Origin of the sequence: Cellvibrio sp. UBA7671 (genome assembly GCA_002483145.1) — a bacterium.
GTDB lineage: Bacteria > Pseudomonadota > Gammaproteobacteria > Pseudomonadales > Cellvibrionaceae > Cellvibrio > Cellvibrio fibrivorans.
Window position 1 is genome coordinate 53,120 of the sequence record DLHJ01000014.1, and the last position, 26,829, is coordinate 79,948.

Consider the following 26,829-nt stretch of genomic DNA (forward strand, 5'->3'; position numbering starts at 1 on the left):
GCATGTGAGCTGCGACCTTGTCTGCTGCCGCAGGATGCCATAAGCTGCGCGACAATCTGATGACAAAGGAATTTCGGTCAGCAGGTTGTACCTGATGTAACTACTGGCAATAAGGAATATCGCCATGCCCTTCGCATTATTGCTGTTTTCCCTCGGTGTTATCGCGGTTAGTTTTGCCCCTCAACTACCTCCTTTATGGAGCCTGGTGTTTTTATTTCCTCTCTTTGTAGCGTGTTGGCGGTGGCGGACTATGCGTCATTGCTTGGCCATATCACTTGGTCTGGCATGGGGGATCGCTGTTGGCCATAGTTTGCTTGCTATGCAGTTGGATGATGATCTGGCGGGTAAAGATCTTATTGTCACCGGACATATTCAGGGGCTACCAGAGCGCGATGATCGTCGCTTACGTTTTAACCTTCGCGTCAATTCCGCTGTCACTGCTGCAGGTCAGGCTATTCCTGTCGAGCACTTTCCCGCCAAGCTTCAACTGAGCTGGTACTTGTATCAACGCAAAGGGTCCTTATCCGACCTTCCTGCTCTTGCAATTGGTGATGAGTGGCAGCTGCGTGTGCGGCTCAAGCGACCGCGTGGTTTTGTCAATCCGGAGGGGTTTGATTATCACGCCTGGCTGTTGCGCCAGGGTATAGGTGCAACCGGTTATGTGATTGATCATCGCAATAATCATCACCTCAATTCAGGTGATGATTATTTTAATCTGGATGATTGGATCAACCAGCAGCGTTACCAACTGCAGCAGTGGATAGTTGCGCGCAGTAAGAGCAGCGAACGCGGAATTTTAATTGCGCTATTGATTGGCGATTCCGCCTTGGTTGATAAAAGCCAATGGGCGCGTATGCAGCAGACAGGCACTAGCCACCTGATAGCGATATCCGGCCTTCACGTTGGTTTTCTTGCGATCTTTGGCTTTTATGTCGGCCTCTCGTTGGGGAAGTGTGTGCAGCTGGTGTGGCATCGTTGCCCTGCGTTAATGATCGCCTGGTGTTCGGCGATTCTGTGTGCGAGTTTTTATTCGGCGCTCGCCGGTTTCAATATTCCCACTGTGCGCACCTTGATTATGTTGGTGGTTTTTTATCTCGCCTGTTTAGGGCGGCGCAGTATTAACATCGCGGATATTTTCTGTCTCGCACTTGCGTTGGTGGTAGTGCTTGATCCTCTCGCCGCGTTGGATATGGGATTTTGGTTATCCTTTGGTGCGGTGGCGCTATTATTAATTTATTTTTCCGGGCGCTTGGTGCCCAAACAAACCGCCGAGCCTTGGTCGGGTTACAGTGTTGCTAATTTGATAGTGGGTTTTATTCGCTCGCAGTGGGCCATGTTCATTGGTTTATTAGTGCCGCTCAGTGTGTTAGTCAGTTGTGTCTCTTTGGTAGCGCCTGTCGCCAACGGTATTGCCATTCCCCTGATTACTTTTTTAGTGGTTCCACTGCTATTAGTTAGCGCAGCTACTCGCAATCTCTTGGGTGATACCAGCGATTTTTTATTGAGTGGTGCAGGCTGGTTGATGGAAATATTAAAAATATTTTTAGAGGGATTACTTGCGGTTGGCGGTGCTTGGTCAAGCCCTGTTGTAGCTTTTAGTCCGACACTGGCTTTATTAATCGCATTGAGTTGTTGTGTGTTGCTGCTTCCCAAAGGTTTATTTCCCCGCGTACTGGGTTGGTGTGGTTTATTGTTGGGTGTGGGGTTGGGTATTGTTATTGATCCGCCGAATCAGCCTGATTTAAAACTGAAAATATTGGATGTGGGGCAGGGTAGTGCCTTTGTTGTACAGGTTGGTGAGAAAACACTGGTATACGATACTGGCCCAAAATATACCGACGACTTTAATGCGGGCAGCGGCATAGTCGCCCCTTATTTATATGCACAGGGAATTAACCATATTAATCGATTAGTGGTGAGCCATGGGGATATGGACCATGCCGGCGGCTTAACGGGATTGCTGGAAAAAATAGCGGTGGAGCATCTTTTCGCGGGCGAGCCGGAAAAAATTCCGCCAGAAGTGGCGAACACAATTGAATCACAATCTTGCCATCAAGCGTCTGAATGGCAGTGGCAAAAAGTGCGCTTCCAGTTTTTACAATTTGCACAAGCAACGGGGACCAGTGCTAATAATCACTCCTGTGTATTGTTGATCAGTTATGCGGGGCAACATATTTTATTGCCCGGCGATATTGAAACGTCTGTTGAGAATCAATTATTGCGCAATCAAAATCTGCCGGAAAAATTGAATGTATTATTGGCTGCACATCATGGCAGCCGCACGTCCTCGGGGGCAGGTTTTGTTAATAAAATGCAACCGGAGGTGGTTATCTATTCTGCAGGCTATCGCAGTCAGCACGGTCATCCGCACCGGCAAGTCCGGCAGCGTTATCAGGCCGTGGGTAGCCGTGAGCTCAATACCGCGTACTCTGGTGCGATTTTATTTGAGTGGGATCAGGGCAGCTTGCAACTAGTTCGTGAGTACCGCCAGTCTAATCGGCGGTATTGGTTTGACTGATACAGCCAATACCGGGTACAGATGCAACTTCTTCACACATTTGCAGACAAAGCAGTCTGCCCCATGGCAATCCCTGGTTCTTGTGGTAATGTACGCCGCGACATGGAGCCATGCGCTCAACTGATTTGTACAATAAGAGGAAGCATCTGTGTTTGAGATTTTTTTAGCTGGCGGTATTTTGATGTGGCCAATCCTGGCCTGTTCATTGATTGTGATTGCAATCAGCGCCGAGCGTTATTGGACGCTCAATCCCGCCAAAATTGCCCCTAAGACCTTGTTGGCACAAGTGTGGAGTTGGATTAAAAACAACCAGCTCGATGCCTCCAAACTGCGTGAGCTCAAGCAATCTTCCCCTTTGGGCCAAATTCTCGCCGCTGGTTTGAGCAATTCCAAACATGGCCGCGAAGTGATGAAAGATTCGGTGCAGGAAGCGGCGAGCCAGGTAATCCATGAGCTCGAGCGCTATGTAAACATTCTTGGCACCATCGCGAATATAGCGCCGCTCCTCGGGTTGTTGGGTACTGTGTTCGGTATGATCCAAGTGTTTAATTCGATTATGGTTCAGGGCACAGGTAATACCGGAGTGTTGGCTGGCGGTATTTCGGTTGCGCTTTACACCACAGCGGCGGGATTAATCGTCGCGATTCCAGCAATGATTGCGCACCGGTTTTTCCAGCGCCGCATAGATTCCATTGTTGTCACCATGGAAGAGGAAGCGATCAAATTGGTTGATGCACTGCACAGCGACCGTCGAGTCGATGTGAAATTGGTTTAAGGCGCGGGGTCGCAACGTGAAATTTCGTCGCCAGAGAACTGAAGATGAAGGTATCAATCTAACGCCTTTGATTGATGTGGTGTTTTTGTTGCTGATCTTCTTTATGGTTTCCACCACCTTCACTAAAGAGACGCACTTGAGTGTTGATCTGCCGGAAGCTGTCGGTGAGCAGAGTAGTGAGTTACCGGATCAGATTGAAATTCTTATCAGCACTGAGGGTAGTTATTCGGTAAATGGCCAAGCGCTTGTTAACAGTAAAATTGAAACATTGAAGTCGGCAATAACCAAAACTGCCGAGGGTAATACCAAAGTTCCATTGGTGATTACCGCCGACGCCAAAACTCCGCACCAAGCGGTCGTGCAGGCTATGGATGCAGCGGGTCAGCTGGGTTTCGCCCATTTGAGTATCACCACCCGCCAACCCGAGCCTGAAAAAGACTAGCGACTCGGTTACAATTCTGCCCAGCTTCGCAACCCAAAGGACTTTTGTATCCCCGATGCAAAAGTCCTTTTGTTTTTACAGGATGATTATCTGAACTCCCCCGGTCAACAAACACCTGTTTCTTCAGGTTATAACCCACACAACCCCTGGCTGGCAGCCTGGTATGGCAAGCGTGTCTGGACGTTTTTGCTATTGCCTCTGACAGTTGTCTTTGTGCTGCTTGCGGCGTTCCGTCGCTTTTGGATTCTCCGCTACACGCAAAAGCGTTTGGTTACGCCCGTAATAGTCGTGGGCAATATTTCTGTTGGCGGCACCGGCAAAACGCCTTTGTTGATTGCACTGGTGAAAGGTTTGCAACAGCAAGGGTTTAATCCCGGTGTGATCAGCCGTGGTTATGGCGGCAAGGCGAGTCACTACCCCTATCTGCTCAATGCAGCAAGCACTGCTGCTGAGGCTGGTGATGAGCCTGTCACCATCTACAGGCAAACGGGTTGTGCTGTGTGCGTGGGCGCAGATCGCGTTGCGGCTGCCCGCGTATTGGAAGACGAAAACTGCGATATCTTATTGAGCGATGATGGCTTGCAGCATTACCGGTTAGCGCGCGATATTGAAATCGCCGTGGTCGATGGCCAGCGCGGTTTGGGTAATGGTTGGCGTTTGCCCGTTGGCCCTTTACGCGAATCTAAAGCGCGTTTAAAAACGGTGGATTGGGTGGTGGTGAACTCTCCTTCTGATAATTTTGCGCTGCCGGGTTTGGCAGATTTGTTTTATGTGCCTATGCAGATCTGCGCGCAAGAGTTGGTCAATCTTCAATCGGGTGAAAAAATTTCTGCGGCCGAATTTAATTCAACAAGTGTTCATGCAGTTGCGGGTATTGGTAATCCACAGCGATTTCAGGATACATTAACCCAATTAGGTATAACTGCAGAGTTGCACGCGTTTCCTGACCACCACACCTACAGTGCAAACGATTTACAGTTTGCTAATAATGTCCCGGTGGTGATGACGGAAAAAGATGCGGTTAAATGCCGCGAATTTGCACAGCCCCATTGGTTTTACTTACCGATTGCGGCCAATTTGCCCGAGAGTTTTTGGCAAGCACTGCTGCAAAAACTGGAGCGGATTTGCGAGCAGAAAAAAACCATTTTTAAATCGAAATAGACTTTATTTGATGGAACCCCAGTATGAGTTTCTACGTCGTTATTCCCGCGCGTTATGCTTCAACACGCCTGCCTGCCAAACCCTTGAAGGACATTGCCGGCAAGCCGATGATCCAACACGTCTACGAGCGCGCGTGTGAAAGCGCGGCGGCACAGGTTATCATCGCCACTGACGATGCACGGATTGAGGCAGTTGCCAAATCTTTTGGTGCGCGTGTGTGTATGACATCCGCTGCGCATAACTCAGGCACTGATCGCTTGCAGGAAGTGGCAGCGCAGCTTGGTTTAACGTCGGATGATATTGTCGTGAATGTGCAAGGAGATGAACCCTTGATCCCCCCGGCAGTGATTAATCAAGTTGCCGCCAATCTCGCCGCGAATAATTACGCAAGTGTTGCGACACTGAGCGAGCCTATTCATAGCCTGGATGATTTTCGCAATCCAAATATCGTCAAGGTAGTCGCCGATCAAACAGGAAAGGCCTTGTATTTTAGTCGCGCACCCATCCCATGGCCGCGCGATCATTTTGCCAAAGCAGCTAGCAATAGCTTGCCCGATAATTTTCCGGCGCAGCGCCATATTGGTATTTATGCTTATCGCGTGGCCCTGCTCAATCGTTTTATTACTTGGCCACAAGCGCAACTTGAGCAGATTGAATCGCTTGAACAATTGCGCGTATTGGCCAATGGCGAAGCTATCCACATCGCTGAAGCCTGCGCTGCGGTACCCGGTGGTGTAGATACCGAGGCAGACCTGTTGCGTGTAAAGGCGATTTTGGAAAATTGAATCTAGTGAATGCAAAATGACGAAAGTATTATTTGTTTGTCTGGGCAATATTTGCCGCTCGCCCACCGCGGACGGCATTTTTCGCGAGCTGGTGGCGCGCGAAAAATTGGATCAAAAAATTCTGGTAGATTCGGCTGGAACCGGCGATTGGCACATCGGCAAAGCACCTGATTCGCGCACAATTGCCGCCGCGCGCCAGCGGGGTTACGACTTATCGGTATTGCGTGCCCGTCAAGTAAGTGCGCGGGATTTTGCAGAATTTGATTATGTATTGGCGATGGATAAATCCAATTTAATGAATTTGCAGCGCATGAAACCATCGACCTATACCGGACACTTGGGTTTGTTTCTGGAGTTTGGTTCGCGCGGCAATTATCTCGAAGTGCCCGATCCCTATCACGGCGATAGAGACGATTTTGAGTTGGTGTTGGATTTGGTAGAGGATGCTGCCCAAGGTTTGCTAAACCATATCTGCAATAATGCATTGCGCTAAGCTGCCATAAAAAATAGTGTAAGACTTTCAACCAATCAGGTAATTCTGCTGTGCCACTTTTTTTGCCTCATTTCAATTTGCAGAAATTCAATACGCTCGCTGTTCCTTCGCTGGCGCAGTATTTTGTCAGCGTAAAAACGGATGATGAATTGCGCGAGGCGCTGGCGTTTGCGCGTACGGAAAATTTACCGCTGCTGTTATTGGGTGGCGGTAGCAATATTGTGTTGCGTGCTGATTTTCCCGGTTTGGTGGTGCAGATAAAATCCCAGGGCAGGGAAGTGGTTGATGAAAATGAGGAGTTTGTTTGGTTGAAAGTGGCCGCCGGTGAAAACTGGCATCAGCTGGTGGTGTTTTCGCTCGATAATGCGCTTTATGGTTTGGAAAATTTATCGCTCATCCCCGGCAGTGTTGGCGCTGCACCCATCCAGAACATTGGCGCTTATGGGGTGGAGATTAAAGAGCTGGTGGCTGAATTGTCTGCGCTTAATATCCGCTCGGGTTTATCGGTGACTTTTACTAATGAAAGCTGTCAGTTTGGTTATCGCGACAGCATTTTTAAACAGTCACTTAAAGACCAGTACGTGATTACTTCGGTGACGTTTCGTCTGCGCAAACAGCCGCACCTGAATCTCACTTACCCCGCACTACGCGCGGCGCTGGCTAACACGCTTGAGGAGGACATTACACCGCAGCAGGTCAGTGCAGCAGTCATTGATATCCGCCAGACAAAATTGCCCGATCCGGCAGTTATCCCGAATGTAGGGAGTTTTTTTAAGAATCCGGTTATCAATCAACAACAATTTGATGCTTTGAAAGCTGAAAATCCGACGATTGTTTCTTATCCCGCTGCCGCTAATCAGGTCAAGTTGGCGGCGGGCTGGTTGATTGATCAGGCAGGTTGGAAGGGTAGGGAAGTCGGTGGCGCAGCTGTCCATGAGCAGCAGGCGCTCGTGCTCACTAATCCACGTAAATCCTCGGGTCAAGCGGTGTTAGCGTTGGCCGATCTGATCAAGCAATCGGTGTTTGAGCAATTTGGTGTGATGCTGGAGATGGAGCCCCGAATTTATCCCTAGTTACCCTATAAATTAGAGCTTAAATTCGACACCATTCTTATGAATTTTATGACTATTACTGAAAAGGCAATAAAAACAGCGACATAATCGATCAATGGCATTTAACCAGGCGTAATCAGCACATTAAATAGTGGTAGTTTGTGCAGAGTCTCACTACAATCATTAAAAATGTGCCAGCGGTATTGTGGTGGTTATAACAACAATGTTTTGTATCCGATTTCGGATTGGGGGCTAGTTTGACAAAGATTCTCGTAGTCGATGATCACGATCTAGTTCGCATGGGGATAGTGCGTATGCTAGCCGACATAGACGGCTATCAGGTGGTTGGGGACGCCAAGAGTGGCGAAGAGGCGGTGACAAAGGCGCGAATTTTAAAGCCTGATGTTGTCTTGATGGATGTAAAAATGCCGGGGATGGGCGGCCTTGAAGCAACTAAAAAATTATTGACCGTAAATCCGGTTATCAAAATTATTGCAGTGACCGCATGCGATGATGACTTGTATCCAACTCGCCTGATGCAAGCAGGTGCCGTTGGCTATGTCACCAAGGGCGCCGAGTTCACTGAGATTACTGATGCGATCAATAAAGTGATCCGCGGTGATCTGTACATGAGCAACAGCATTGCGCAACAGCTTGCACTCAGAACATTTTCGGGTAATAACAATCAGGAATCGCCGTTTGAGAAGTTATCCCAGCGCGAGCTGCAGACGGCAATGTTGATTGCCAATGGCCAAAAGGTAAATGATATCGCCAATACCTTTTGTGTCAGTCCAAAAACAGTTAACTCCTATCGCTATCGTATTTTTGAAAAATTGGATATCAATAGCGATGTTGAATTGACACTGTTGGCGGTGAAGCACAATCTTCTCGATCCGGAAGCAGTCGTTTAATCGACTGCTTTTGTTCCATCTACACAGATACTTTTTCTGATGACGCACGCTAGCGCTGATCTGTTTGATCATTCCCGTTTTCTCGCCAATACCACCCAGCAGCCAGGTATCTACCAAATGTTTGGTGGTGATGGGGAGATTCTCTATGTGGGTAAAGCAAAAAACCTGAAGGCGCGACTGGCGAGTTATTTTCGCAAAACCGGTTTGACCCCCAAAACGCAAGCGCTGGTGTCACGCATAGCACGCATTGAAGTGACAGTGACAGCGAGTGAAACAGAAGCGCTGATTCTTGAGCAAAATCTGATTAAATCCAATCGTCCGCCGTACAATATTTTATTGCGCGACGATAAATCCTATCCCTATATTTTTATTTCCAGCGGTGAAGATTATCCACGGATTTCGTTTCATCGCGGCGCGAAGAAAAAGCGTGGTGATTATTTTGGACCCTTCCCCAATGTGGGTGCAGTAAAAGAAAGCCTGCATTTTCTGCAAAAAACCTTTCGCGTGCGCCAGTGTGAAGACAGCGTATTTAAAAATCGTACACGTCCTTGTTTGCAATATCAAATCAAACGCTGTACTGCACCCTGCGTGGAATTTATTTCACCTGCTGATTACAAAACTGACGTGTACCACACCAGCTTGTTCCTAACTGGCAATGCGGACAAATTATTGGGCGAGTTGGCGGATAAAATGGATGTTGCCGCACAGCAATTAGCCTTTGAAAAAGCTGCTGCTTACCGCGATCAGATTACTGCATTGCGCACTGTGCAATCGCAACAAGTGATTGAGGAAGGGAATGGGGATATTGATGTAATCGCGGCAGAAATGCGCGCAGCTGCGATTTGTGTGCACGTATTGTTTATTCGGCAGGGGCGAATTCTCGGGAGCCGCAGTTTTTATCCATCGGCCACACTGGCAGAAACACCTGCAGAAATTCTCGCTGAGTTTATCCCACAATTTTATCTCGCCAGCAGCGGCCGTGAAATTCCGCGCGAGCTTATTGTAAGTAATCAATTAGAAGAGTCTGAGTTGCTCAGTGCCGCCTTGCAGCAATCGGTTGGGCGTCAGGTATTAATCAATCACCAGGTGCGCAGTCATCGCGCGCAATGGTTACAAATGGCGGCAACGGCTGCACAACAAAATTTAATTGCCCATATCAATAATAAGAAGAATTCGCTCGATCGTTTTATCGCATTGCAGGAAGCGCTTAATCTGGATGAAACACCGCAGCGTTTGGAATGTTTTGATATCAGCCACAGTAGCGGCGAACTTACCGTTGCCAGTTGTGTGGTGTTTGATACCAATGGCCCACTCAAGTCTGATTATCGCCGCTTCAATATTGATGGAATTACGCCCGGTGATGATTACGCGGCAATGGAGCAGGCGCTTACGCGGCGCTACACCCGCTTGCAAAACGGTGAAGGCAAGTTGCCTGATATTTTATTGATCGATGGTGGCAAAGGGCAGTTGGGCAAGGCGATAGAAGTGCTTGCTGAGTTGGGTGTACAAGGTGTGCAGTTAATTGGTGTCGCCAAAGGTACAACGCGCAAAGCAGGTTTTGAAACTTTGTTCGATGGTGAAACTGGTGCAGAGATAGTATTGCCCGGCGATTCACCTGCATTGCACTTGATCCAGCATATCCGCGATGAGTCGCATCGCTTTGCCATTACCGGTCACAAGCAGCGGCGCGATAAAAAGCGCAAGACGTCGACCCTGGAAGATGTCCCCGGTATTGGCGCTAACCGCCGCCGCGAGTTGTTGCGTCACTTTGGTGGTTTACAAGAGGTACAAAACGCCAGTATCAATGATTTGGCGCGCGTCAATGGCATTAGCCAGCGGCTTGCCGAAGAAATCTATGCCTTTTTCCACAATGATTAATCCTCCTCGACACATACTCCAATTGTTTCAGTAATATAACCAAAGCGTGTTAATAGCTTGTTGCTGGTGTATTATCGCGCCCGAACATACAGTCTCCCGGGAACCGCTTATGACCCTTGCCAACCAACTTACCTTGGTGCGGATTTTTTTAATCCCGCTCTTTGTAGTGGTCTTTTATTTACCCTTTGGCTGGGCTTACATAGTCTCTTCATTGATTTTCAGCGTCGCCGCCATTACTGATTGGGCGGATGGTTATGTTGCGCGCAAATACAATCAAAGCACACCTTTTGGCGCCTTTCTTGATCCCGTCGCCGATAAGTTGATGGTGGTGATTGCGCTCCTGTTGTTGGTCACGCTGCACCATGATTCAGTCTGGTTTGTGGTTGCCGCCGCAGTTATTGTTGGGCGTGAGATAGTCATATCGGCATTGCGTGAATGGATGGCCGCGGTAGGGCAGCGGGCAAGTGTGGCTGTATCGAGTATTGGCAAAATCAAAACAACGCTACAAATGACAGCCATTATTGTATTGCTAGCTAATATCCCGATACTGCTTCCTATTGGTTTTATTGCCTTGGCGGGTGCTGCAGTGCTGACACTCTGGTCAATGATTCTTTATTTGCGTGCCGCCTGGCCTTATTTGTTACCAGAGTCGCCTGAAAAATAACGCCTTTTTGATCGACCTGCACAGCATTTAGTCAACTGTCAAAAAACCTTCCTGCGACCTGGATAAAAGACTAGGATTTTCAAAATGAGTCCGCTAGAATTGCGGCCTCTCGAAATGGCGCGATAGCAAAGCGGTTATGCTCTGGATTGCAAATCCAGCTAGTCCGGTTCGACTCCGGATCGCGCCTCCATTTTTCCCCTTTTACGTACCGACGTAAAAGCACTCCGCCCGAGTGGTGAAATCGGTAGACACAACAGATTTAAAATCTGTCGATCTTTTGGTCGTGCCGGTTCAAGTCCGGCCTCGGGCACCATCTACAAATCGCAAGTTATTGCGATCACCTCAAAGCCCTGCAATTGCAGGGCTTTTTGTTTTCCATAAGCAATTTCTTATTGATTAATAATCGGTGAGCTTCTGGCTCAGAGACTTATTTCAATCCTTTGTTGGCAGTGAGCGCTGGGTTTAGCTAGCGTCAATGAGTTTTAAAATACTTGCTTTATCAGTGTTGCAGGAAATGATTTTTTAGGTGATACCAACTTCTTGAAAATTATAAGAATATTCTGTGGTGATTTGCACTTCCACTCGAATACCTCAGCCAAGTGGGAAGCAAAGTGTCTGGCGCCATAATCGGAGCTAAAATATCCTACTCCAATTTGGTCGTATTTTCTTTTGGATCTATCGATACACTATTGTTTACAGTGTCTTTTTCAGAGCGGCCTACGGAATCTATTTTGGCTGCTCGATTTCGTAGAATCATCGCTACGATACCGAAAATAATAGAGCTGAAAATACCGCTACCAACCATAAGTTATCTTCAGTAACCGACATAAATTACTCCACAGTTTCCCCTGATTGCACTCCCAAATGTGTTTGACCATAGACTTAGGCTAAAACAGTGTCGGTGCAGATGCGAACATACGGCAATCACATTCAATAAATTGCAAATGCTTGCAAAAGTGAGTAGAGATTTCCCGTTAATTTTTCGTCGCACTATTTGTGTGAGGTGCATCTCTTTATTGTGGTCGTTCTTTTGGAGCAAGCCCGTACGGTTGAATAACACCAACCGTACGAACCATTTTGGCCATTCGTATCCTCGGTAATCAATCCAATTTCGCTATCAAAAACATCTGCCTAGTGTGACCTATTTGGCTAAAAAACAGCTGTTTAATCCCATGTTTCTGCAAGTCGCCAAAGTGAGATGAGTTTTGCTCCAGTGGTTCCTATCATAGGCTGGCTCAGTGAACCCTATAACTCTCCGTTTAATCACAAGTAAGAATAATAAGTAGCAAGGTTTTCAGTGGGCAATCAACTGTGAGGTTATTCCGTAATTTCATCTCCATTTTTTAACTTCCACGCAGCACACCGTACATAGCAAGTAATGCTTTGGCGTCGCACTGCGTCATTCCGGTTCTATTGGAGGCAACTCAATGAACACCTTTATAAATATAATTAGGTGGTGCAGAAGTATTCACAAGCTGTGTTACGCGCTTGCGGTAGTTATATCTGCGCTGTTTGTCGCTGCATCAGCAACGGCGCAAGCTCCCAAGTCCACTGATTTTCAGCGGACGGTGGTAGCGGAGGGATTGGATTTACCCATGGAGTTTGAAATTTCTGCCGATGGCCGCGCATTTGTCGTGAGCAAGTGCGGCAAGTTTTACGGTTGGAAATTGGATGCGGGTATCGCTACTGTCACATCTACTGTACCGAATGTGCGCTGTGTATTTGAAGACGGATTACTGAGCGTTGCGCTTGATCCCAAATTTACCCAAAACGGATTTATTTATTTCCAATACACCTCGCCGGGGAGTAAAACCCGAGTGTCGCGTTTTACGGTGAATGCCAACAACGCGCTGATTGCCGGCTCTGAATCCATTTTGTTGGAGTGGATTACTGGTAATGAAGCGCATGGCCATATGGGCGGCAGTTTGAAGTTTGATAAAAACGGCAACCTGTTGATTACCACTGGCGATAACAACGCGGCGAGCGGTTATTTCTCCGAAGGTGCGCAAGCGACGTCAGGCAACACCAACGATTTGCGCGGTAAAGTATTGCGCATTACGCCGACAGCCGATGGCAAATACACCATTCCGGCAGGCAATTTATTTCCCGCTAGTGCAACCCATCGCGCTGAAATTTACGGAATGGGGTTCCGCAATCCCTTCCGCATTAATATCGATCCGCTGACCGGTTATGCATACCTCGGCGATATTGGCCCGGATTCTTCTGCTGCGAGTGCTGAGGGCCCCGGTGGAATGGATGAGCTGAATGAACTGCGCACGGCAGGAAATTATGGCTGGCCCTACATTGTTGGTTTCAACGAGCCTTATGCTGGCTTTAATCCGAATAACATTGTTAATAATCACGCCCGCAATACCGGTGCAAAAAATTTACCGGCGGCTAAACCGGCGCTCTGGACTATTCGCCACCAGGCGACCATGGCGGGGCCGGTGTATCGTTTTAATCCAGCGATTACCAACGAATTTAAATTGCCTGAGTATTACGATGGCCGTTTGATTTTTTGGGATTTCAACAGCAGCAAATTTTCAACGATTAATTTGGCAGCGGGTGGCAATCCACCCGTTGCTGAAGATTTTCCGTTGAACACGGCAAATTTTCAGGGTGCGATTGATGTAGAACTTGATCCTCGCACCCATCAACTTTATGTATTGCAATGGGGTTCAGGTTGCTGCGATAAGGAGCCCTTTGGCAACGGTGTTTTGTATCGTTTTGATTATATCGGCGACCGCGATAACGGCACCAATGTCGCGGTGGGTGGTGTTGCAAATGCAACGACAGAAACCGGTGGAAATCTCGCGGCCTATGCGATTGATGGCAACCCGGCAACTCGCTGGGAAAGTACCGCTGCAGATCCACAAAGCCTGACCATTGACCTGCGCACACCCACAACGATCGCGACCATTATTATTAAATGGGAAGCCGCATTCAGTTCCAAATATATTATTGAAGCTTCAGTCAACGGCACAACTTGGGAGCGCTTGGTCACTAACAATAACGGCACCGGTAATGCCGAATTGCATATGATCAATTCAACCACGGCTTACCGTTATGTGCGCTTGACCGGAACGGCGCGTGCGAGTGCCTATGGCCACTCAATCTACGAGTTTGAAGTATTCGCAGGTGCACAGCCGGAGCAACCGCTCACGCAATTTGCCTATTTGAATATGCCTAAAACGCTGGATGCCAGTTTCACCGGCGTGCCCAAGTTGTTGTCGCAAACTGGCGTATTCAGCAACACGCCGAATATGACACCGATTGCGAACCTTGTTCCCTTTGCACCTAACAGCCAGCTCTATTCCGATAACGCCACCAAGGCGCGTTGGATATCGTTGCCGGCTAATACCAAAGTGAAATGGGATGCGAAAGAAAACTGGGTTTATCCGCAAGGCACAGTAGTGGTGAAAAATTTTGAATTGCCCACTAATGCAAATAATCCTGCAACTAAAAGACGTCTCGAAACCCGTTTGTTGGTCGTCAAGGCCGATGGCAAAGTTTACGGTGTTACTTACAGATGGCGTGCTGATAATAGCGATGCGGATTTGTTGACCACCGGCGCGCAGCAAAATGTCAGCATCACCAATGCGGACGGCACAACAACAACGCAAACCTGGACTTACCCAAGCCCGACGGAATGTATTGATTGCCACAACGCGCAATCTAGCCAGGTTCTTGGTTTGAGTACGCGTCAGTTGAATGGCAATTACACTTATCCCAACGGAGTGACAGAAAACCAATTGGTGAATTGGAATAATCGCAATTTGTTTGCGCCTGCGTTTATCAATAGTCAGGTTTCCGGTTTTGACAAAATGGTCGCACTCGGTGACACCAGCGCTTCGTTGGAAACCCGGGTGAAATCCTATCTCGATGCCAACTGTGCGCATTGCCATGGTACGGGTAATGGTGGATCGCAATGGGACGCGCGCTTTAATACGCCCTTGAGCCAAATGAAAGTCGTGAACCTCGCGACTACCGGTATTCGCGATTACCTCGCGGACTACGGTATTACCAATGCAAAAATCGTTGCCGCTGGCGCGCCGCGGCAATCGGTGCTGTACATCCGCGATAAGAGCATCAACCCGAATGACCGTATGCCACCCATTGGTCGCTCGTTGGAGCATAAGGAATACATCGCGGTATTGGAGCAGTGGATCGCCAGTTTGTCGGGCACTCCGCCACAACAAGGCAAGACGTTATTGTCAAAAGGCAAGCCGGTGACTGTCTCGTCATTTGAAGGTGGTTTTGTTGGCTCCAATGCTGTTGATGGTGATGTGTTAACCCGTTGGGGCAGTCAATTCTCTGATCCGCAATGGATCGAAATCGATCTGCAATCGGCGCAAAACATCAGTGAAATTAAGCTGGTGTGGGAGGCGGCTTACGGCAAGTCTTACACCATTCAAGGATCGCTAGATCGCAACCAATGGACCCCGATAGTGACCAAAACCAATGGCACTGGCGGTGTTGAAACCCATACCAATTTGTCCGGTTCCTATCGTTATATTCGTTTGAACGGCACTGTGCGCGGAACTGGCTACGGTTACTCGCTATTTGAGTTTGAGATCTGGGGCGGTACGGGTACTCCGCCGGTTGAGCCACCTGTGGAACCGCCGGTACAAACGCCAGTGCTGATCTCGCAAAACAAAACGGTTTCAACCTCGGCAGTAATTGGCGGCAACAACGGCGCGGCAGCGGTCGATGGCAACATGGGCACGCGTTGGGAAAGCGTGTTTGCCGATAACCAATTTATCCAGATCGACCTGGGCAGCAAGATGAAGATCACCCAGGTAGTGCTGGAGTGGGAGGCGGCTTACGGCAAAGGTTACGTGATTGAAGCATCGGATACCGGAACCGGCGGCTGGACTGAATTGTTCCGCACGACTACCGGTAATGGTGGGCAAGATGCCTTGACCGTCAATGGCCAGGGGCGTTATGTCCGCTTGACCGGTATCACACGTGGCACCCAGTACGGTTTCTCGCTGTGGGAATTCCGTGTCTACGGCACTTCTCTGGATGTCGTGACCACGCCAACCATTAGCATTGCCGCACCAACAGCGGGCCAACAGTTTGTGCAAGGTAACAACGCCAGCCTGCAAGTGACGATTAGTGATGCGGCCTGGTTTAGCGCGGGCGGCAGCTATCGTTACTCGCTCAATAATGCAGCGGCAGTCAGGGTGACTAATGCAGCTCCCGTCAATCTGGGGGCTTTGCCAGTCGGTGATCACAGCGTTTCGGTCACCTTGCTGAATGCACAGAGCCAGGTCGTGGGGGTAAGTAACTCAGTCGGTTTCAGTGTTAGATCGACCGGTGTTACACCCACTACACCAAGCCCGGCAAAACTCGCGCCGACGGGATCAACCGCCTCCAGCTTCCTCGGCGGTAATACCGTGGCAAGTGCGCATGATGGCAATGTCGCGACCCGTTGGGAAAGTGCCGAAACCGACACCCAATATATCCAGCTGGATATGGGGAAAAGTGTGCACTTCACCCGCGCGGTGCTGAATTGGGAAGCCGCTTATGGCAAGAGCTATGTAATCGAGGTATCTGAAAATGGCAGCACCTGGGAAATCGTCAACACCACCACTAACGGTGACGGCGGTATCGATACTCTGATACTGGATGGCCAAAAAGGGCGCTATATCCGTATGCGCGGAATACAGCGTGCGACTGGCTACGGTTATTCCCTGTTTGAGTTTGAGGTTCACGGTGTTCCCGCTGATGCAAACCTCGCGCTCATCAGCTTCCTGTCGCCGGCAAATGATGCGGTGATCGCGCAGACTGAGGCAGTGAAATTCCGTGTTGCCATTACCGATGCCAATTGGTTTGCGAGCGGTGGTTATGTCTATTACCTGGATACCAACCAAGGGGTGCGTGTTAACAATCTCAATGAAATAAATCTGGGGCTGTTACCGACTGGCCAGCACAGTTTGCGCATCAGCTTGGTGAACAGCAGCGGTGTGGAAGTCAGTGTGCCCAAGGTGCGCAAATTCCGCGTGAGTTGCGGAACGACTTGTCCGAAAGTGTTGGTCTTCTCCAAAACCTCGGGCTTCCGCCACGACTCTATCGCGGCCGGTATTGCGATGGTGCAGCGTATCGCGCAGGACAATGGCTACATAGTCACGACCTCGGAAGATGCGAGCCTTTTCACCACTGCAAATCTCGCTCAGTACTCCACGATTGTGTTTATGAATACCACTGGCGACATCTTCACTGCTGCGCAGGAAGCTGCATTCAAAACCTATATGGAAACCGGTGGCGGTTTTGTCGGTACTCACTCGGCGGCGGATACAGAGCACGGTTGGCCCTGGTATACCGGAACCCTGTTTGCCGGTGCGGAATTTATTCATCACGGCGATGGAATCCCGCGCGCAAAAGTGAAGATCGAGAAACTGGAAAATCCGTTGGTGAAACACATCGGTGCTGAGTGGATGCTCGGTGATGAATGGTATTTTTGGAAAACCAATCCGCGCGGTGTAGGCAATGTGGAAATCCTGGGCACGCTGGACCGCACCAGTTACACCTCGAATTATCCGGTTGCCGATCATCCGGTGATTTTCACCAATACTGTCGGTACAGGCCGCATGTTCTACACCGCCATTGGCCATGTCGATGCCAATTTCTCCGATCCCAATATGGTGGAAATGATCCGCAAAGCAATTGAGTGGACGTCTGCCAATTAATTAGCAATCAATTATTAAGTTTCATCCTCGCTTCTCCGCGCTGTTAATACAGCGCGGATTTTTTCATGCAGCTTTGGTGTCGAAAACGTTATGAACAACAATAAAGTAAAAAACCGATTTAAAAATATTTCACATCTTTCAATGAATGTATTGCCGACTGCTTTGTTATTGAATGCAATGCCGCTTTTTGCACAGCAGAATGCTATCGAGCAAATTATTGTTACGGGAACATACAACCCACTCACTATGGAACAAGTGTCATCCAGCTTGAGCGTGGTTGATCGGGAAATGTTGGGGCAATTGAATAAAACCAATCTGGCCGAGGTACTGCAATCGATACCCGGCGTATTGATTGAGCGGCAGGGCGGTCCCGGTGGGTTAGCGGTGGCATCCATTCGCGGTGGAGAATCAAATTACACAGTAGTGATGATTGATGGCATCGCGATGAATGATCCAGGCAACAGCCGTGGTGGTGCATTTGATTTGGGCAGCATCAATGTGGATTCTATCGAGCGCATTGAAATAGTACGCGGCCCGCAGTCTGCTATTTACGGTGCGGATGCACTTGCCGGTGTTATTAATATTATTACGCTGCGCCCGCAACAGGGCCATCAGCAATCGATATCTGCCAGTGTTGGCGATGAAGGTTTTCAGCAAGCGGGTTTTAGTGCGCTGGGTGCCGGTGATAAAACCGATTATGCAATTCAAGCGCGCGTGCGCGACTCGGGTGAGCCGGTTGAAGGAAGCAGGGCAGAAGACAGTGAAATTAATTTACGTTTGGGATGGCGACCAACAGACGCACATTCTATAACCGCAAGCGTCCGCTATTTTGATGGTGACCGCAGCAGTTATCCAGAGCAAAGCGGTGGCCCGCAATTCGCTACATCCCCTGCATTGGACTACACCGACTACACCGATAAAAGTGCAGCTCTGGGTTGGCAATTCCAGATCGCCGAACAATGGAAAAGCCATTTGCAAGCGACACATTACGAGCGCAGTGAATTATTTGATTCGCCGGGTATTGCCCCTTACAACGCAATTCCTCCCAATGGTGCTGACACCGAATTTAAACGTCAGCAAATATCCTGGATAAACACCCTTGGCGAGCAAGGAAAGTTGTGGGCGAATGTCGGTTTGGAAAATCGTAAAGAAGAGGGCGATAGCCGCGGTTATCTGGATTTTGGTTTTGTAATTCCTACAGATTTTGCATTGGATCGCTCCACCGACAGTGGTTTTATTGATATCAATGCGCAACTGAATGAAAAACTATTATTGCAGGCCAGTGTGCGCAATGACGATACCGATGGCTTTGGTGGCGAAACATCAAACAGACTGGGGTTGCGCTATCAATTATCTGAATCTATTGCGCTACGTGCGAATCGCGGTGACGGTTATAAATTACCGAGTTTTTTTGCTCTCGGGCATCCATTAGTGGGTAATGCAAATTTAAAACCCGAAAAAGTTGATAGTTGGGATGCAGGAATTGCATGGCAATTGTCAGATCAACTCAACACCAGTATCGATTATTTTGCCAACGATTTTCGTGATCCCATTGATTTTGACAGCGAGCTTTTTACCAACGTCAATCGTGAGCAAATCAAAACCAGCGGTGTTGAGTGGCAAGCGCAATGGAGCAGCGTGGATAATCGTGTAGGGTTGCGTGGTAATGTGACCTATACAGATATTGATGTGAAAGATAGCGTTTCAGTTTTGACGGGTAGACCCCAATGGCGCGCGGGAATAGCAGCGCATTGGCAGCTCAGTGAGAGTTTGCGCACCAGCCTGGATTATCAGCAAGTGGGTGAGCAGTTCGCAACCAGTCAGCACACCGGTGATGCAACCTTACAAGTATTAGATGATTACCAACGGTTAGATGCCACTTTGTTTTGGTCGGTGAGTGATTCATTGGGTATGACTGTGTCAGTAGAAAATCTATTTGACAGTGCAGCGTCTACAGCTGTCGGTTTTCCGGCACCAGGTTTATTGTGGCGGTTTGGGTTACAGTGGAAAACGGGACAGCAATAATTATGGATACCCGCGTTCGCGGGTATGATGAAAGTGCAATCTGTTGGATGTTTCTTTATTCGTCACTCCTGCGAACGCGGGAGTCCAGCATTGTATATTTCTCACTTATTTATTTTCTATTTCCACGCACCAAACGTAAAGGTAAGCGATCACCACGAAAGCCGTTGTAATAATTCGATGCACCTGTGGCAAAATCAACCGTTTGCGCATGTTCAGGATAATTTTGATAAGTGGATACGGACCAGTAGGGGGCTTCCAAGGTTAATTGAAAAATTTCAGGATTAACTGTTGTTTTTTCGGCTGTGTTGGTTGCCAACGTCTTTAACTCATCAATAGTTGGCACTCGCCAGTCATCAAAACCACATAGCTTTTCAGTATTGGTTGCATTGAGCAGGCTATTCCAGTCATCAAAAAAAATCGATCCAGTTTTTTCTGCACCATTGCCGCCCCAACGATAAACATTGTCTTTATCGTGAGCACTGGCGTCATCGGTTTTTAGTTCCCATGTTAAACCAGAAGTGAGAATAGTGGCGCAGCGTGCATGTGCGGTGACGGTTTTGCCTTGTGCATCCAATAATGTGTACGATCTTTTGTCTGCTGAGGTTGATGCAGTCACAGGTTCAGTTGCATCGCAGTTTAAAATTAAAATATTGGTGGTAATAAAAATGGTTAGTGTTGCGGTTGATTTCAATCGTTTTATCAAATGCATGGACTATACCTCTGTGTGGGCATTTTTATTATATAGCAAGCTGGTTGCTGTGCAGAAGGTGATTTTTAAGGGTGACAATGTAGGGCTGTTGGGTAGTGCTGAGAGGAGCTTTAAGAGAATTCCTTTTCTCTTGAGGCCAATGTTACTTCTGGGCTAAAAGCTCTTCTTTGCGTTGTGTCAATTGTTCACCAAGGGCATACATGTCCAGTTTGCTCGCCTTGGCTTTTGGGAATATTTCATTTTGCTCTTCTTTCACGTGGTGCTTAACGTATTCAGAAAGTACTTTTACTTTAGCGTCATACATTTCGTCGTTCGGCTCACCTTCCTCTATTTGGGCAATTAGCTCTTTAAGCGTTGCGTGTTCCACCGTTGCTTCAGGAATTAATTCCTTGTCCTTTAAGGCTGCCTTTACTTGAGGATAGAAAATCTCTTCTTCGATTTGCGCATGCACTGTCAATTCAGTACAAATTTGGGAGACTATAGCCTTCTTTTTGGTGGATGATTTGGCGCTTTCATATTGCTCAAATAACAAATCCACTGCTTTGTGGTCTGCTTTAAGCAATGCAGTAGCTTCCTGCGCCTTAGGGGCCTTCTCTGTGCTAACTGATTTCTTTTGTGCGGTTGCCATATCAATCTCCAAGGTTTTGTTTAAGTGACAGCTCAAGTTCGAGCCTTGCTTATTTATAAGTCAATAGCGACGGCATCTCGGTGCTACACCTAACATACAGAGCGAAAAGTTTCTTACACTTATTGGTTCAATATAAATCCTGCTTTGCGCAATATTGCCTTAGGGTCGTAAGATGACTTTTCTGCAAGCATCTTCCTTCTTATCAAAAATTCGATAACCATCGGCGGCACTTTCAAGGCTTAGGCGATGGGAAATAATAACTTCCGGATGTAAATCGCCTTTCAAGATATGTTCAATAAGGGTGGGCAAATATGATTGCACATGTGTCTGACCCGTTTTAAAGCTCAGGCCTTTCTCAAATACATCACCGAAGAGAAAACCATGGATAAAACCGGCGTATACGCCGGGCACGCTGATAGTGCCTCCACGCCTTACGGCTGCTATACATTGACGCAGTGCTGCACCACTACTGCCTTCCATTTTTAAAGCAGTGAGGGCGGTTTCCAAGGTGCTTCCTTTTGCTTCAAAACCCACTGCGTCTATTGCCGCATCAACTCCACGATAGCCGGGTGTCTGTTCAATAATTGCGGATGCCGGGTCATCTATGTCATCAAAATTAATGGGAATGACACCATAATTACGCAGCGCGAAATCCAAACGGTATTGATGGTGATCAACCATAAAGATTTGCTGGGCGCCTAACAGACGAGCGCAGGCAGCGGCCATAAGTCCTACCGGGCCTGCACCATGAATAACGACACTGCTGCCGGGGACAATTCCGGCGTTAAGGGCAGCTTGATATCCAGTCGGAAGAATGTCGGAAAGAAAAAGTACTTTTTCGTCATCCATTCCTTCAGGGATTTTAAATGGCCCAACATTGGCTTTGGGCACGCGCACATACTCTGCCTGGCCACCCGGAATTCCACCGTAAAGATGACTAAAGCCAAACAATGCGGCACCTGGTGGTATTTGTTTTTTATTAAGGATTGCACCGCGCCCAGTGTTAGTTGTTTCGCATGCGGCTTGCAAATTCATCGAGCAGAAAAAGCAGTTACCGCATGCGATGACAAAAGGAATTACCACGCGGTCGCCCTTTGCGACCGCCGTTACACCACTACCGACTTCTTCAACAATACCCATAAATTCGTGACCAAAAATATCGCCATCTTTAGTCTCGGGAATTTTTCCGCGATAAAGATGTAAGTCAGAACCGCAGATAGCAGTGGCAGTTACTTTCAAAATAATATCGTCAGCTTCTTGAATAACAGGGTCGGGCATATTATCTACCCGAACATCATTACTGCCGTGATAAGTGAGCGCGCGCATAATGAATCTCCAGTCCAGTGAAATTACTTACCCTTTTTTTCGTGCTTCATGCTTGCCGCCTCAGGTTTCACACCGGGCATGGATCTTTTTCCCGTTCAAATGAACGGTGTCCGGCTAACGCGTTTTTAAATTGCGTGAGCGATGCGTCCTGGATTTTTTCCTGGTCAACGATGACAGCTGGGTCGGGAGTGCCATCAGCAAAAGTTGAAGGAACGCCTGCTACGGCTAACAATATCCCACCGCCAATTGAATATATCGGCTTACAGTGGCGATATTGTTGACGTACAAAATCGAGCGCGTCGGCGTTGTGTTGGAGTGAGCCATCGCCCTGAACAATGATCACACCATCGTAGAGTACCGAAGGGCCTGCCTCTAATGTGATTTCAATATCCAGCGCGGCGCCATCGGCAGTTGTTACTTTACCCAGACGGGTACCCACGAGCCTCGGCACGGCGCCATCTTTAAGCAAATCTTCGTAAAGAGTGGATACGCATTTTTGGTCAATACCATTACTGATTAGTAGCGCAACACGACGTGTGGCGATACCAGTAGTGCCCGGTCTGGTTAACAATGAGAGCGCAGGAGAGGGCGGATAAGTGGGAATTGGCAAATTGGATGCGAGTGGCATCGCCGGAGGAAGCTCAATACCCAAACCATCTGCAACGCTACCGGCCAATAACTCATTCACATTGACTAATAGGGAAAGGACGCGCGCGCGGATGGCCGGCGTTTGTACGCGTGTCAGTTCAAAACGAAATGCATTGATAATGTGGGTTTGCTCTGCGGGTGATTGGCTTTGCCAAAATAATCTTGCCTGCGAATAGTGATCGGAAAAAAGTTCGGGATTCCCACGCACCTTATCTTCTGCGATTGGTTCTGGATAACTTTTGTAACCCGACATTCCCGCCTGGAACGGGCATCCACCTGCAAGCGAATTTGGCTCGTAGTTAACGCGACCGCGATTGATCGCTTGGCGATGCATGCCATCACGTTGATTATTGTGCACTTGTGCTACAGGTGAATTGATTGGAATTTCGTGGAAGTTTGCGCCTCCCAAGCGACTAATTTGTGTATCAACGTAGGAGTGAATTCTGCCTTGCAATAGTGGATCATTCGAGAAATCGATTCCCGGTACAACATGCGCGGTACAAAACGCGACTTGCTCGGTTTCTGCAAAAAAATTATCCGGATTTCGATTCAATACCATTTTCCCAACCGGTGTAATCGGAACCAATTCTTCCGGCACTAATTTGGTAGGGTCGAGCACATCAAAAGGAAACGTGTTCGCGGTATCTTCTGTAAATATTTGTAGCCCTAATTCATATTCCGGAAATACACCTGCTTCAATGGCTTCCCATAAATCGCGGCGATGAAAATCCGGATCGGCGCCAATAATTTTGGCCGCTTCGTCCCACACTAATGAATGCGTCCCAGCCAAGGGTGTCCAATGGAATTTACAAAATACCGACTGACCTTCAGCGTTGACCAAACGAAAGGTATGTACACCAAACCCTTGCATAGTGCGATAACTGCGCGGAATAGCGCGATCAGACATTTGCCACAACAGCATATGTGTTGATTCCGGCATCAGCGAAACAAAATCCCAAAAGGTATCGTGTGCGCTCGAAGCTTGTGGCATAGCGTGATGCGGCTCGGGTTTAACCGAATGCACAAGATCCGGAAATTTCATCGCATCCTGAATAAAAAACACGGGAATATTATTGCCGACTAGATCCCAGTTGCCTTGATCGGTATAAAATTTCACTGCAAAACCGCGTACGTCACGTACTGTATCAGCAGAGCCACGTTCACCGGCAACCGTTGAAAAACGTGTAAACACCGGCGTGCGTTTTCCTTCTGCACTAAAAGGCGCCGCCGTAGTAAATTCTGTTAACGCGCGATAGGATTCAAAATAGCCATGCGCAGCAGAGCCTCGCGCGTGAACTACACGTTCCGGAATGCGCTCATGGTCAAAGTGAGTAATTTTTTCACGCAGAATAAAATCTTCCAGCGCTGTTGGGCCGCGTAATCCAATTTTTAATGAGTGTTGGTTGTCGGCAATTCTCACACCTTGATTCGTTGTTAACGGCTGATTACTGCTATCAACTCTCACGCGGTCCAGGGAATCCACGGTAGGGTTTGATCCTGGAAAAAGTATTCCTTCACCTGTTTTTGGTGAAGCAATAATTTCTGAAGATGTACTGCTACCGGCTGCGGGGGAGGTAGGCTCAACTATCGCTCCGGTAAGGGGAGTGCGCGAAGCTTCGCCATACTCATGTGGCTTATTAAGATTCGATGATATTTTTTCAGCCAGCTCCTGACCTCCTAGTGTTTTGTCTAACAAGCGTTGCTTAACTGGATCATCTGATCCAAGTGTTTTTGGCGGTTGGTTGGTTGAGGGTCCAGAAACGGTACTTAAGACAGAGCCTGCACCTGCTGTATCTTTATAGGTGTCACTGGATTTATCTTTTTTACTGACTTTACTGTCATTTGTTTTTGAAGAGTTGCTCATAAAAATATCCTTACAAAATATTGCATTGATCGAAAGGGATGTTTATCCACGCGGATTTATCGATATAAATCCGGTGGAATGGGTAAGGACAATGAAGCTGGAAAACAGGTAGCCTGAACAATATTGGCTGAAAATTTATCTGTTTTTTTGCCATGATTAAAACTCATGGCAAATGCGCCCCTCCAGTAACCCCGATAACTTCGGCAGTGATGTAACTGGATTCCTGGGATGCAAGAAAGACAAAGGCCGGTGCTACTTCTGCGGGTTGCCCTGCGCGACCGATGGGAACTTTGTCTCCAAAATGTTGGAGTTTTTCATCGGGTTGGCCTCCACTTTGTTGCAATGGTGTCCACACCGGACCCGGAGCAACGGCATTCACGCGAATGCCTTTTTTAATTAACATTTTTGCCAAACTTTTGGTGAACGCGGTGATTGCACCTTTGGTGGATGCGTAATCCAATAACCCGGGTGATGGCTGGTAAGACTGGATTGAGGTTGTATTGATAATGCTGGCCCCGGGGGGCATATGTGGCACAGCAGCTTTGGTGATCCAAAACATAGCAAACACATTTGTGGCATAGGTTTGTGTAAATTGTTCGGTAGTTAGATTTTCCAACTCTTCAACAAATTGTTGCTTGCCCGCATTGTTCACCAGAATATCAATTGATCCTAATGCTTCGACTGTTTGCTGAACGAGCGTTTTGCAAAAAACTTCGTCGGTAATATCACCTGGGACCGCAATGGCTTTTTGCCCTGCTTGTTGGATCATATTCAAGGTTTTCTGGCCGTCGATTTCTTCGCTGGGTAAGTAATTGATGGCGACAGCGGCACCTTCGCGTGCAAATGCAATTGCCACCGCGCGGCCGATACCAGAGTCGCCCCCGGTAATAAGTGCCTTTCTCCCCGAGAGACGATTTGCGCCACAATAACTTTCTTCGCCATGATCAGCTTGCGGTTTTAAAATGGCGTCCAATCCGGGTTCCGGTTGTCGGTCGTCGGATTTCCCTTGCGCTTTGGGGTATTGGGAGCGCGGATCTTGCATAGTGTATTGATTGAAGTTCGACATAATACCCTCCTGAAATTGCTAACAGATGCGAGGAGGTTGTTCTCAAACCAGTACATAATCTGTGCGGTGAGTAACTCAGTACAATATTTATGCGGGATTTCGCTATTTGATTTAAATCTTGCCTCAGTTATAGTCAGTAGCCTCTATCCAGTCATTTAAATCATTTAATCAGGTCAATTAGTTTTAATACTGTTCTTGCTCTCCGCTTATTTATGGGATTTGCGAGTTGGCTACCTGTCCTCTGCCGCAGAATATTCATGTCAAATATCGCCGTTGTTGTTATCGCGTTGATCATTGGATTGTTATTACAACGAGCCAAACGGTTTCCTGAAAACGCCGCATCTACCTTAAACCTTTACGTGATTTATGTTGCTTTGCCTGCGTTAATTTTGGCGGAGATTCCCAAGCTGTCGTTTAGTCATGAGGCATTGATTCCAGTTGTTGCCGCCTGGGTAATTATGTTGCTTAGTGCATTATTGACATGGTGTACGGCACGGCTGATGAAATGGTCGCGCGCGTTAACCGGTGCATTAATGTTGTTGGTGCCTTTAGGTAATACCGGATTTGTCGGCATTCCACTTATTGAGGCGCATTTAGGTTCTAAAGCAATTCCCTATGCGATTCTTTATGACCAATTGGGTACGTTTGTGGCCCTGAATACTTATGCAATTGTGGTTGCCTGTTATTACTCGTCTGGTTCTACCTCTGCAGTAAAGATTTTGCGCAGCATTCTGATTTTTCCACCGTTTATTGCACTGATTTTGGCCTTTGCAGCGAGTGCATTTGTATACCCGGAATGGTTGGCGGAGGCGCTCGCGAGAATCTCATCTACACTTGTACCTGTGGTCATGGTTGCCGTGGGTTTGCAGTGGCGTTTGACCCTTAGTCAGGAGTATTTATCGCCGCTAATAGTGGGCTTGGTGTATATCCTGTTGGTCTCGCCTGCGCTGGTCTGGTTGGGATTGTGGTTGTTGGGTATTGAAGGATTGGTTGCCCAGGTGGTGATATTGGAAGCGGCCATGCCCGCGATGATTTCGGCAGGTGTGTTAGCGATAAGCCATAATTTGGTACCGCGGTTTGCATCATCTTTAGTGGGTTACAGTTTGCTGATCGGCTTGGTCAGCGTATGGCTGTGGCGATTGGTGATTTAGTAACCGGTTAAAAAACAAAACTCTAAAAATTATTCAGTTAA

General features: G+C 48.0%; 18 protein-coding genes and 2 tRNA genes. 15 read left to right on the forward strand and 5 right to left on the reverse strand.

All coding sequences use genetic code 11. The features are described 5' to 3' along the window. The first annotated feature begins 124 nt into the window (after positions 1–124). From B4E62_RS12010 to B4E62_RS12075, 14 genes are all read left to right on the forward strand, one after another. A complete protein-coding gene (locus tag B4E62_RS12010) occupies positions 125–2,518 on the forward strand; it encodes a DNA internalization-related competence protein ComEC/Rec2 (protein ID WP_331352226.1) in 2,394 nt (797 codons plus the stop codon). 148 nt (positions 2,519–2,666) lie between these two features. Continuing rightward, on the forward strand, positions 2,667–3,293 hold the full coding sequence (locus tag B4E62_RS12015) for a MotA/TolQ/ExbB proton channel family protein (RefSeq protein WP_310071180.1): 627 nt from the start codon (positions 2,667–2,669) through the stop codon (positions 3,291–3,293). A 16-nt stretch (positions 3,294–3,309) separates the two neighbouring features. Next, positions 3,310–3,735: a biopolymer transporter ExbD gene (locus B4E62_RS12020; RefSeq protein WP_310071177.1), complete on the forward strand. Its 426-nt coding sequence runs from the start codon at positions 3,310–3,312 to the stop codon at positions 3,733–3,735. A gap of 69 nt (positions 3,736–3,804) precedes the next feature. After that, positions 3,805–4,896, forward strand: a complete 1,092-nt coding sequence (gene lpxK / locus B4E62_RS12025; protein ID WP_331352227.1) for a tetraacyldisaccharide 4'-kinase — start codon at positions 3,805–3,807, stop codon at positions 4,894–4,896. Positions 4,897–4,919: 23 nt separating this feature from the next. Continuing rightward, on the forward strand, positions 4,920–5,681 hold the full coding sequence (gene kdsB, locus B4E62_RS12030; RefSeq protein WP_310071173.1) for a 3-deoxy-manno-octulosonate cytidylyltransferase: 762 nt from the start codon (positions 4,920–4,922) through the stop codon (positions 5,679–5,681). Between the two features lie 16 nt (positions 5,682–5,697). Beyond that, positions 5,698–6,174, forward strand: a complete 477-nt coding sequence (locus B4E62_RS12035; protein WP_310071171.1) for a low molecular weight protein-tyrosine-phosphatase — start codon at positions 5,698–5,700, stop codon at positions 6,172–6,174. Positions 6,175–6,224: 50 nt separating this feature from the next. Beyond that, positions 6,225–7,247 (forward strand): UDP-N-acetylmuramate dehydrogenase, encoded by a 1,023-nt coding sequence (gene murB, locus B4E62_RS12040; protein WP_310071170.1) that lies wholly within the window; start codon positions 6,225–6,227, stop codon positions 7,245–7,247. A gap of 236 nt (positions 7,248–7,483) precedes the next feature. Beyond that, positions 7,484–8,137, forward strand: a complete 654-nt coding sequence (locus B4E62_RS12045; RefSeq protein WP_310071165.1) for a response regulator — start codon at positions 7,484–7,486, stop codon at positions 8,135–8,137. A gap of 39 nt (positions 8,138–8,176) precedes the next feature. Next, positions 8,177–10,015 carry an excinuclease ABC subunit UvrC gene (uvrC, locus tag B4E62_RS12050; RefSeq protein WP_331352228.1) on the forward strand — a complete coding sequence of 613 codons (1,839 nt, stop codon included), beginning with the start codon at positions 8,177–8,179 and terminating at the stop codon, positions 10,013–10,015. Between the two features lie 109 nt (positions 10,016–10,124). Beyond that, on the forward strand, positions 10,125–10,679 hold the full coding sequence (gene pgsA, locus B4E62_RS12055; protein ID WP_310071159.1) for a CDP-diacylglycerol--glycerol-3-phosphate 3-phosphatidyltransferase: 555 nt from the start codon (positions 10,125–10,127) through the stop codon (positions 10,677–10,679). Positions 10,680–10,795: 116 nt separating this feature from the next. Further along, positions 10,796–10,869, forward strand: a tRNA-Cys gene (locus B4E62_RS12060). Positions 10,870–10,905: 36 nt separating this feature from the next. Further along, positions 10,906–10,992 (forward strand) — tRNA-Leu (locus B4E62_RS12065). A 1,114-nt stretch (positions 10,993–12,106) separates the two neighbouring features. After that, positions 12,107–17,371, forward strand: a complete 5,265-nt coding sequence (locus B4E62_RS12070) for a discoidin domain-containing protein (protein ID WP_331352229.1) — start codon at positions 12,107–12,109, stop codon at positions 17,369–17,371. A gap of 90 nt (positions 17,372–17,461) precedes the next feature. Beyond that, positions 17,462–19,396: a TonB-dependent receptor plug domain-containing protein gene (locus B4E62_RS12075; protein WP_331352230.1), complete on the forward strand. Its 1,935-nt coding sequence runs from the start codon at positions 17,462–17,464 to the stop codon at positions 19,394–19,396. A 109-nt stretch (positions 19,397–19,505) separates the two neighbouring features. Here B4E62_RS12075 and B4E62_RS12080 read toward each other — a convergent pair whose 3' ends face one another. The 5 genes from B4E62_RS12080 to B4E62_RS12100 form a co-directional block, all read right to left on the reverse strand. Beyond that, a complete protein-coding gene (locus tag B4E62_RS12080) occupies positions 19,506–20,105 on the reverse strand; it encodes a DUF1566 domain-containing protein (RefSeq protein ID WP_331352231.1) in 600 nt (199 codons plus the stop codon). Positions 20,106–20,247: 142 nt separating this feature from the next. Beyond that, positions 20,248–20,733, reverse strand: a complete 486-nt coding sequence (locus B4E62_RS12085; RefSeq protein ID WP_331352232.1) for a hemerythrin domain-containing protein — start codon at positions 20,731–20,733, stop codon at positions 20,248–20,250. Between the two features lie 159 nt (positions 20,734–20,892). Further along, positions 20,893–22,059, reverse strand: a complete 1,167-nt coding sequence (locus tag B4E62_RS12090; protein WP_331352233.1) for a zinc-dependent alcohol dehydrogenase — start codon at positions 22,057–22,059, stop codon at positions 20,893–20,895. A gap of 67 nt (positions 22,060–22,126) precedes the next feature. Then, complete coding sequence (locus B4E62_RS12095) at positions 22,127–24,571, reverse strand: catalase (RefSeq protein WP_331352234.1); 2,445 nt, start codon at positions 24,569–24,571, stop codon at positions 22,127–22,129. Between the two features lie 163 nt (positions 24,572–24,734). After that, entirely contained in the window at positions 24,735–25,637 is a 903-nt protein-coding gene (locus tag B4E62_RS12100; RefSeq protein ID WP_331352235.1) for an SDR family oxidoreductase, read from the reverse strand. Between the two features lie 257 nt (positions 25,638–25,894). On the opposite strand from B4E62_RS12100, the gene B4E62_RS12105 reads away from it, so the two are divergent. Then, complete coding sequence (locus B4E62_RS12105; protein ID WP_331352236.1) at positions 25,895–26,788, forward strand: AEC family transporter; 894 nt, start codon at positions 25,895–25,897, stop codon at positions 26,786–26,788. Positions 26,789–26,829: the final 41 nt, after the last annotated feature.

Coding starts and splice junctions, on each gene's coding strand:
- pgsA (WP_310071159.1), top strand. CDS start 10,125: ATGACCCTTGCCAACCAACTTACCTTGGTGCGGATTTTTTTAATCCCG.
- uvrC (WP_331352228.1), top strand. CDS start 8,177: ATGACGCACGCTAGCGCTGATCTGTTTGATCATTCCCGTTTTCTCGCC.
- B4E62_RS12100 (WP_331352235.1), bottom strand. CDS start 25,637: ATGTCGAACTTCAATCAATACACTATGCAAGATCCGCGCTCCCAATAC.
- B4E62_RS12090 (WP_331352233.1), bottom strand. CDS start 22,059: ATGCGCGCGCTCACTTATCACGGCAGTAATGATGTTCGGGTAGATAAT.
- B4E62_RS12095 (WP_331352234.1), bottom strand. CDS start 24,571: ATGAGCAACTCTTCAAAAACAAATGACAGTAAAGTCAGTAAAAAAGAT.
- B4E62_RS12085 (WP_331352232.1), bottom strand. CDS start 20,733: ATGGCAACCGCACAAAAGAAATCAGTTAGCACAGAGAAGGCCCCTAAG.
- B4E62_RS12035 (WP_310071171.1), top strand. CDS start 5,698: ATGACGAAAGTATTATTTGTTTGTCTGGGCAATATTTGCCGCTCGCCC.
- B4E62_RS12080 (WP_331352231.1), bottom strand. CDS start 20,105: ATGCATTTGATAAAACGATTGAAATCAACCGCAACACTAACCATTTTT.
- B4E62_RS12075 (WP_331352230.1), top strand. CDS start 17,462: ATGAACAACAATAAAGTAAAAAACCGATTTAAAAATATTTCACATCTT.
- B4E62_RS12010 (WP_331352226.1), top strand. CDS start 125: ATGCCCTTCGCATTATTGCTGTTTTCCCTCGGTGTTATCGCGGTTAGT.
- B4E62_RS12105 (WP_331352236.1), top strand. CDS start 25,895: ATGTCAAATATCGCCGTTGTTGTTATCGCGTTGATCATTGGATTGTTA.
- B4E62_RS12070 (WP_331352229.1), top strand. CDS start 12,107: ATGAACACCTTTATAAATATAATTAGGTGGTGCAGAAGTATTCACAAG.
- kdsB (WP_310071173.1), top strand. CDS start 4,920: ATGAGTTTCTACGTCGTTATTCCCGCGCGTTATGCTTCAACACGCCTG.